6 protein-coding genes are annotated in these 9,185 nt (G+C 65.9%); all 6 read left to right on the top strand.

All coding sequences use genetic code 11. The features are described from left to right. A partial coding sequence (locus VFT73_RS12300; protein WP_326411519.1) for a DUF6805 domain-containing protein occupies positions 1–1,189 on the top strand: 1,189 nt, incomplete at its 5' end. Between the two features lie 31 nt (positions 1,190–1,220). Continuing rightward, positions 1,221–2,924 (top strand): gamma-glutamyltransferase family protein, encoded by a 1,704-nt coding sequence (locus VFT73_RS12295; RefSeq protein ID WP_326411517.1) that lies wholly within the window; start codon positions 1,221–1,223, stop codon positions 2,922–2,924. A 13-nt stretch (positions 2,925–2,937) separates the two neighbouring features. After that, positions 2,938–4,677 (top strand): DUF885 domain-containing protein, encoded by a 1,740-nt coding sequence (locus VFT73_RS12290; protein ID WP_326411514.1) that lies wholly within the window; start codon positions 2,938–2,940, stop codon positions 4,675–4,677. Beyond that, on the top strand, positions 4,617–6,476 hold the full coding sequence (locus VFT73_RS12285; protein WP_414712824.1) for a DUF885 domain-containing protein: 1,860 nt from the start codon (positions 4,617–4,619) through the stop codon (positions 6,474–6,476). Before VFT73_RS12290 ends, VFT73_RS12285 begins: the two co-directional genes overlap by 61 nt. 40 nt (positions 6,477–6,516) lie before the next feature. Continuing rightward, entirely contained in the window at positions 6,517–8,088 is a 1,572-nt protein-coding gene (locus VFT73_RS12280; protein WP_326411510.1) for a S10 family peptidase, read from the top strand. Continuing rightward, positions 8,085–9,185: oligopeptide:H+ symporter (locus VFT73_RS12275; protein ID WP_326411508.1), on the top strand; the 1,101-nt coding region annotated here is incomplete at its 3' end. The genes VFT73_RS12280 and VFT73_RS12275, both read left to right, overlap by 4 nt.

Here is a 9,185-nt window from a genome sequence, read left to right as displayed (position 1 = left end):
CGCCTATATGGTGCCGCTGATGTCGGGCTCGGCGCGGCATTTCTCAAAGCCGTTCGACGATTTCTGGTGCTGCGTCGGCACCGGCATGGAAAGCCACGCCAAGCATGGCGACTCCATCTGGTGGCAGAGCGCGGACACGCTGCTGGTCAACCTCTATATCCCGTCCGTCGCGGCATGGGCAGAACAAGGCGCGACCTTCCGGTTGGAGACCGCCTATCCGTTCGGCGAGCAGGTCTCGATCGCGCTGGAGGATCTCGACAAGCCCCGCAGTTTCGCGGTCGCGCTGAGGATTCCCGGCTGGTGCGAGGGCGCTCAGCTGCGCGTCAATGGCGAGGCGGTGCCGGCAGGGACACCCGGCGACTATGCGACGATCCGCCGCCGCTGGCAGAAGGGTGACAGGATCACGCTTCACCTGCCGATGAAACTGCGGACCGAAGCGACCAATGACGATCCGTCCGTCGTGGCGCTGCTGAGAGGGCCCACGGTTCTCGCAGCCGATATGGGGGCAGCCTCAGAACCGTTCGACGGGCCGGCGCCGGCACTGGTTGCCGCGAACCTGCTTACCGGTTTCGCGCCCGTCGACGCGGCGGCTGGCCGCTTCCGCACGACCGGCATCGCGCGGCCCGCAGATCTCTCCTTTGCGCCGTTCTTCCAGATGCGGGATCGCCGAACGGCCGTCTATTTCCGCAGCTTCGACGAAGCGGGATGGAAGCGCGAACAGGTCGCCTTCGCCGCCGAGCAGGCGCGGCAGCAGGACCTCGCCCGCCGCTCGGTCGACGTGATGAATCTCGGCGAGATGCAGCCCGAGCGCGATCACGGCCTGACCGCGAAGAACAGCTATGCCGTCACCTATCGCGGCCGCCATGGACGCGACGCGCGGACCTTCGGCTTTTTCGAATTCACGTCCAAGGTCCGGCCCGGCCCACTGGTGCTGCAGGCGACCTATTGGGGCGAGGAACGCGACAAATTGTTCGACATCCTGGTCGACGGCACAAGGATCGCCACCGAGCGGCTGACGGGCGAGCACCCGGGCGACTTCTTCGACAAACATTATCCGATCCCGGAAGCGCTGACCAAGGGCAAGGAGGCGGTCCGGATCCGCTTCCAGCCCGCCAACGACAAGACGCGCTGCGCCCCGGTGTTCGGGGTCAGGGTGGTCGCGCCGGCGCGACCGCCGGACGTGACCTGAACGACAAGACGAAAAAGGAGGGGAGGGCAAAATGACGAAGCGGATTCGACTGATCGCTGGCCTGTGCCTGGCGGCTGCGATGGCGCAACCTGCCCTTGCGCAGGAGCAGGGACCGAAGGCCGCGGTCCATGCCAAGTCGGCGATGGCGTCCTCCTCCAACCCGACCGTCACCAGGGCGATGGTCGAGGTCATGAAGAAGGGGGGTACTGCGCTGGACGCGGTGCTGACCGCTATCCCGATGCAGACGGTGATCGAGCCGCAGATGGTCACGCTCGCGGGCGGGGTCTCGATCCTCTATTACGACGCCAAAGCCGGCCAATATTATTATCTCGACGCCGAGCTGGACCACACGAAGGACGCGATCGTCGGCGCCGGCTGGACGCAATATACCAGCGGCGCCAACCGCCTGCCCGACACCTCGGGCAAGCGCATCGGCGTTCCCGGCACGGTCGCGGGCATGAAGGCAGCGGCGGACCGGTTCGGCACGCTCAAATGGGCGGATTATTTCGCGCCGGCTATCAAGCTCGCCGACGACGGCTATGCGATGTACTCGTTCCTTTACGGCGAGCTGGCAGAGGCCGCGCTCGGGCGGCTGGCCGCCTATCCGTCGGGCCGCGAGGAATATCTGCCGAACGGCTATGCGCCGCCGGTGGGCACGATCGTCAAGCATCCGCGGCTGGCGCAAGCGATGCGGCGCATCGCGGCCGAAGGCCCGTCCTACATCTACACGGGCGAATGGGCGCAGCACTTCGTCGACGCGGTCCACAGGACGGGCGGCGGCATTACGGCAGAGGAACTCGCCGCCTATAAGCCGCGCTGGGAGACGCCGCTCCGCTCCACCTATAACGGCTATGAGATCATCAGCGCGCCGCCGCCGTCGACGGCGGGCACGCTGATCTCGATGGTGCTGAACATCGTCGAGCCCTACGACCTGAAAGCGCATCCGCATTATTCGCAATCGGCCGCGAGCCTGGAGACGATCCGCCGCGCGTTCGGTTTCGCCGAGACCGCGACCGACGAGTTCGTCCGCGATCCGCTGAGCTACGACGTCCCGACCGAGCTGCTGCTGTCCAAGGATTACGCGAAGATGCTGGCCGCGCAGGCTGCGGCAAGCATGCCGAAGCCGGGAGTCGCTGCGGCCGGGGCTTCGGCTGGCGGGCTGGAGCTCGCCGCCTCGTTCGCCACGCACGACCGGCATTCGACCGATACCGACCATCTGGTCGCTGTCGACGCGCAGGGGAACATGGCCTCTGTCACCCACTCGGTCTATGGCAGCACCTTCGCCACCGGCCTGGTGGTCGACGGAATCGCGATGAACAGCGGCAATAATTTCCCCGGCAACACCGCCGGGCCCGGCCGCCGCGTGATCTCGCCCTTCCCGCCGACGATGGTTGCGAAGGACGGCAAGCCCTGGCTGACGATCGGCTCGCCCGGCCTGTCCTCTCGCGCGGTCGCGCTGACGCTGATCAACCTGCTCGGCTACGGCATGCCGCTCGAACAGGCGGTCGACGCACCGCGCTTCCAGGGATCGCAGGTCGGCGTGCCGTTGACGGTCGAAAGCCGCGTTTCCCAGGCGGTGCGGGACGAGCTCAAGACCCGCTACGGCGTCATCGTCCGCCCGACCGCGCCCTATAACTGGCATTTCGGATCGATCCAGGCGATCCAGCGCAATCCCGACGGCAGCCTGACCGGCGTCGCCGATCCCCGCCGCGCCGGCCTTGCCGCCGGCTATTGAGGAGCAATCCGCGATGCGATTCATCGTCCCCGTCGTCATGGCCGCGATTGTCGCTGCGGCCCCGTTCCCGGCCGCCGCGCAGTCTGCAGACGCGCGGCTGAAGGCGCTCTACGATGGCGAATGGGCCTGGCGCGCGCAGGAATTCGGGCGCGATCCCGACGGAGATCGCGAAGGCAGCGACCGCATGCCGCGCGTCGACCCTGCGAGCCAGGCGCGCCGCGCCGCCTATTGGAACAATGCGCTTGCCGAGCTGAACAAGATTCCGATGGCGCAGCTTTCGCCCGAGGAGCGGATCAACGCCGAGGTGTTCCGCACCGCGCTCGAGGGCTTCGTGCTCGAGCAGAAATACCGCGAATATGAGGATCCGTTCTTCTTCTGGACCTGGATCGCCCCGCGCGGCGGGCTGACCAGCGTCGAGGCCTATCGCAACTATATCGGCCGCCTGCACGACATGCCGCGCTATATCGACGAGCAGATCGCGAACATGCGTGCCGGCCTGAAGCGCGGCTTCACCAAGCCGCGCGTCTCGCTCGCCGGCCGCGACGAGCCGATCGCGCCGCTCGCTTCGGCCGATATCGACGCCAATCCGCTTTTCGCCAGCTTTGCGGCAATGCCCGGCAACATTCCCGAAAGCGAGCGCGCAACGCTGGTAGCGGAGGGCCGCCGGGCGGTCGCCGCCGCGGCGCCGGCCTTCGCGAAGCTGCGCGCATTCGTGCGCGACGAATATATCCCCAATGCGCGGGTCGCGACGGCCGGCGAGGCGCTGCCCGACGGCAAGGCCTATTATGCCGCCAAGATCCGTCAGTACACGACGCTGGAACTGACGCCGGATCAGATCCACGAGATCGGGCTGAAGGAAGTCGCCCGCATCGACGCCGACATGCAGGCGACGATGAAGAAGGCGGGATGGACAGGCGATTTCGCCGGCTTCCTGCATTTCCTCAAGACCGACCCGCAATTCACCGCGAAAACGCCCTACGACCTGATGGCCAAGTCGGCCTATGTCGCCAACCGGATCAACGGGCAGCTGAAATTCCTGTTCGGGCACCTGCCCCGCTACCGCTTCACGATCCGGCCGACGCCCGACAACATCGCGCCGTTCGCGACCGGCGGGAATGGCGGCCTCGAAAGCTGCCTGATGAACACCTACAACCTGCCGGCGCGCCCGCTCTACACGATCCCGCCGCTCACCGCGCACGAATGCGCGCCGGGCCACAGCTTCCAGGCCGCGCTGGCGCTGGAGGCGCCGAACCGGCCGCAGATCCGCCGGACGACCTACTTTTCGGGCTATGGCGAAGGCTGGGGCCTCTACACCGAATGGCTCGGCATTCAGATGGGCATCTACGAAACGCCCTATGACGAGTTCGGGCGCGAGACCTATGAGATGTGGCGCGCGGCGCGGCTGGTCGTCGATACCGGGCTCCACCACAAGGGTTGGACCCGCCAGCAGGCGCTCGATTACATGAAGGCGCACACCGCGCTGTCGGATCACGAGATCACGATCGAGGTCGACCGCTACATCAACGATCCGGGCCAGGCGCTCGCCTACAAGCTCGGCGAGATGCTGATCCGGCGCAAGCGTGCCGAAGCCGAGGCGAAGCTGGGCGACAAATTCGACCAGCGCTGGTTCCATGACGTCATCCTCGGCCTCGGTTCCGTGCCGCTGCCGACGCTGGAGCGCGTGCTCGACGAATGGATCGCCGGCGGCGGCAAGAATCCCAACCCGACGCTCGTCGCCGACGCCGCGTCCTGATTATCCAACGGAGAACGACCTTGACCTCTCGCGCCCTGCTTCTCGCCGCAGCCTTTGCTGCGATCGTGCCCGTGCCGGCCCTCGCACAGACCGCACCCGCATCCGCGCCGGCGGCGCAGAGCGCCGATGCGCGCCTGCGCGCCCTCTACGAAGCCGAATGGGCCTGGCGGCAGAAGGAGTTCGCCCGCAGGCCAGGCGGCAGCGGCTATGGCGCATCGGCGGACCATCTGCCGCATGTCGACGCCGCGACGCAGGAAGCGCGGGTGAAATATTGGCAGGACGCACTCGCCAAGCTCGACACCATTCCGGTCGACCAGCTGTCGCATGAGGAGCAGATCAACGCCGCGGTGTTCCGCACCAGCCTCGAGGCGTTCGTCGCCGACGGCAAATTCCGCGGCTGGGAAATGCCGTTCAACGCGGACAGCCAGTTCTGGTCGGCGCTGGCCGCGCGGTCGCCTTATCCGAACGTGGACGAATATCAGCGCTATCTCGGCCGCATGCGCGACATTCCGCGCTATTTCGACGAGCAGATCGCGAACATGCGCGCCGGCCTGAAGCGCGGCTTCAGCGTGCCGCGCGCATCGCTGGAAGGGCGCGACGCGACGATCGCCGCCTATGTCGATACCGACGCGGCCAAGAACCCGTTCTATCAGCCATTCGCGAAGATGCCGTCCTCGATCCCGGCCGCCGATCAGCAGCGGCTGCAGGCGGAGGCGCGCAAGGTGATCGCGGAGACCGTCGCGCCTGCCTACCAGAAGCTGCTGACCTTCTACCGCACCGAGTATCTGCCGAAGACGCGCACCACGATCGCGGCCGAGGCGATGCCCGACGGCAAGGCCTATTACCAGGCGCAGATCAAGGAATACACGACCACCGATTTGACGCCCGAGCAGATCCACGAGATCGGCCTGAAGGAAGTCGCCCGCATCACGGCAGAGATGGAAGCGGTGAAGGCGAAGACCGGCTTCAAGGGCGACATGGCCGCCTTCCTGAAATTCCTGCGCACCGACCCGCAATTCTACGCGAAGACGCCCGACGAGCTGCTCGGCGTCTCATCCTATGTCGCCAAGCGTGTCGATGGGCAGCTGAAATACACGATCGGCTTCCTGCCGCGTTATCGCTCCGGCATCATTCCGGTGCCCGCTGCGATCGCGCCGACCTACACGTCGGGCCGCGGCGGGCTCGAGGCGTGCATGATGAACACCTACGACCTGCCCTCGCGTCCGCTCTACCAGATCCCGGCGCTGACGCTGCACGAATGCAATCCGGGCCACAGTTTCCAGGCCGCGGTCGCGCTGGAGGCCCCGGACCGTCCCGCGTTCCGCCGCCAGACCTATTTCTCGGGCTATGGCGAGGGCTGGGGCCTCTACACTGAGTGGCTGGGCACCAAGATGGGCATCTACCGCACGCCCTATGAGGATTTCGGCCGCCTCTCGTTCGAGATCTGGCGCGCCTGCCGGCTCGTGATCGACACCGGCATCCACCACTATGGCTGGACCCGCCAGCAGGCGATCGACTATCTCGCCGGCCACACCGCGCTCGCGCAGCACGATGTCGAGACGGAAGTCGATCGCTACATCAGCTGGCCCGGCCAGGCGCTCGCCTACAAATTGGGCGAGCTCACCATCAAGCGGCTGCGCGCCAAGGCCGAGAAGGAACTCGGTCCGAAATTCGACCAGCGGGCCTTCCACGACGCCTTCCTGAATCTCGGTTCCGTGCCGCTGACGGTGCTGGAAGCGGAGATGAACCGGTTCATCGCCAATGGCGGCAAGGACCCGGTGATCGATCTTCCGAACTGATCGCCTGCAATCCCTGAAAACATAATCTTCGGAGAGATGAATGCGCGCCCATCACTATCTGTTGTCTGTCGCCTTCGCCGCCGTTGTCGCCGCACCTGTCGCGGCGCAGGAGAAGGAGACACGATCGGAACACACGACCGTCGAGACCAGGAAAGTCGACCAGGACGTCGCTCTTGCCAGCGCGGAGGAGGATGCCCAGCCGAAGCGCGGCAGCGTGACCGTCGCCGGCAAGACGATCAACTACACCGTCACGCCCGGCACGCTCACGATCCGCAACGACGATGGCGAGGCGGTCGCGAGCATGTTCTACGTCGCCTATGTCGCCGATAATCCCAAGGGAGCGGCGCCGCGGCCGATCACCTTTGCCTATAATGGCGGGCCCGGCTCTTCGAGCATGTGGCTGCACATGGGATCGATCGGCCCGGTCCATGTCGAGACGCCGACCGCGACCGCGACGGCGCCCGCACCCTACCGGATCACGCCGAACCACGAGACGATGCTCGACAGGACCGACATCGTCTTCCTCGACGCGATCGGCACCGGCCTGTCACGCCCGATCGGCAAGGCGAAGGGGCCGGAATTCTGGGGCGTCGACCAGGACATCGACGCGTTCGCGCGCGGTATCATGCGCTACCTGCGCATCAACGATCGCTGGGACAGCCCCAAATTCCTGTTCGGCGAAAGCTATGGCACGCTGCGCTCGGCCGGCCTGGTCTATGCGCTGCAGCAGCGCGGCGTGCAGATGAACGGTGTCGTCCTGCTGTCGTCGATTCTGAACTATGGCGTACGCCAGCCCGGCTACGACCAGATCTATCTGACGTTCCTGCCCAGCTATGCAGCGACCGCCTGGTACCATAACCGGCTGCCCAACAAGCCGGCGACGCTGGAGCCGTTTCTGACCGAAGTGCGGCAATGGACGATGGGGCCTTACGCCGCGGCGCTCGCCAAGGGTTCGGACCTGGGCGACGAGGAGCGGCAGCAGATCGCGCAGCAGATGAGCGCCTATACCGGGCTCTCGGTCCAATATCTGCTCGATTCCGACCTGCGCGTGGACTTGTCGCGCTTCCGCAAGGAATTGATGCGCGACCAGAAGCGGACGGTCGGCCGTCTCGACTCGCGCTTCGTTGGCATCGACGTGGATGCAGCGGGCGAAGGCCCCGAATTCGATGCCACCGATACGTCGATCAGCGGACCTTATATCGGCGCGCTGAACAAATATCTGTTCGGCACGCTCGGCTACAAGACCAAGCTCGCCTATCGCCCGAATTACTATGTGAAGATCGGCGGCGGGAATTGGGATCAGACGCACAAGGCGCCGGGTCGGCAGGGCCGCCCGATGGCGCTCGCCGACACCGCGCTCGATCTGTCCGCGGCGATGCGCCAGAACCCGCATCTTAAAGTGCTGTCGCTGAACGGCTATTACGACATGGCGACGCCGTTCTTCGGCGCCGAATATGATCTGAAGCATATGCAGATCGATCCGACGCTGCGCCCGAACCTGGCCTTCCATTATTATGAGTCAGGCCACATGGTGTACATCAACCCGGCGGTGACGGCGCAGTTCAAGGCCGATCTCGACGCCTTTTACGACAGCGCGACGCGAGGCCAGTGAGCCTCGCCGTCGTTTCCCCGGCGCTGCCGCCCGATCAGGGGCAGCAGCGCCGGCTGTTCGGCGAGCCGATCGGCCTCACCTTCCTGGTGCTGACCGAGGCTTGGGAACGCTTTTCCTATTACGGCATGACCGCGATCCTGGTGCTCTACATGAGCCAGGCGCTGCTGCTGCCCGGCCATATCGAGCATGTGGCCGGGTTCGCCGCGTTCAGGAGCGGCCTCGAAGCGGTGTTCGGCCCGCTGAGCACGCTCGCGCTCGCCTCGCAGATCTACGGCCTCTACAGCGGCCTCGTCTATTTCACGCCGGTGCTGGGCGGGCTGATCGCCGACCGCTTCATCGGCCGCAGGCGCGCGGTGATGCTGGGCGCGCTGATGATGAGCGGCGGCCATATCGCGATGGCGTTCGACGCCTCGTTCCTGCTCGCGCTGCTGCTGCTGATCGTCGGCTGCGGTTTCCTGAAGGGCAATATCTCCGCCCAGGTCGGCCAGCTTTACGGCCGCGACGAGGCGGAACGGCGGACGCGGGCGTTCGCGATCTTTTCGACGGGCATCAATGTCGGCGCGATCCTGGGGCCGCTGGCGTGCGGTCTGCTGGCCCAGCTGTTCGGCTGGCATGCCGGCTTTGCTGCGGCCGGGGCGCTGATGCTGCTGGGCCTTGCGACCTATATCGCCGGTTATCGCTACCTGCCCGATCCGGCGGTGGAGAAGAAAGCGCGGGATACGCAGGAGAAATTGAGCGCGCAGGACTGGAGGACGATCGCGCTGCTGCTGCTGGTGATCGCGCTGACCGTGTTCCACTCGATCATCTATTACCAGAACGCCAACATGGCGCTGGTCTGGATCGATCGGAACGTGGCGCTGGATTATGGCGGCTTCCACATTCCGGTGCCGTGGTTCGCGTCGATCGACCCGATCGCCAGCGTGCTGGGCGTGCCGCTGCTGCTCGCCTTCTGGCGGCGCCAGGCCGCGACAGGCAAGGAGCCGACGGAGATGACGAAGATCGTCATCGGCCTCGCGATCGCGACGATTGCCAACCTGCTGCTCGTGCTCGGCAGCCGGGTGGGACCGCCGGTGCCGGTGGTGTTCCCGGTCGTGTAC

The sequence above is a fragment of the Sphingomonas sp. genome (assembly GCF_035758555.1).
Taxonomy (GTDB): Bacteria; Pseudomonadota; Alphaproteobacteria; order Sphingomonadales; family Sphingomonadaceae; genus Sphingomonas_B.
Note: the sequence above shows the minus strand (reverse complement) of the source record. Positions and strands in the feature narration are given on the sequence as shown.

Excerpts from the sequence above, each read along its gene's own strand:
- VFT73_RS12295 (WP_326411517.1), top strand. The coding sequence starts at position 1,221 with ATGACGAAGCGGATTCGACTGATCGCTGGCCTGTGCCTGGCGGCTGCG.
- VFT73_RS12290 (WP_326411514.1), top strand. The coding sequence starts at position 2,938 with ATGCGATTCATCGTCCCCGTCGTCATGGCCGCGATTGTCGCTGCGGCC.
- VFT73_RS12285 (WP_414712824.1), top strand. The coding sequence starts at position 4,617 with ATGGATCGCCGGCGGCGGCAAGAATCCCAACCCGACGCTCGTCGCCGA.
- VFT73_RS12280 (WP_326411510.1), top strand. The coding sequence starts at position 6,517 with ATGCGCGCCCATCACTATCTGTTGTCTGTCGCCTTCGCCGCCGTTGTC.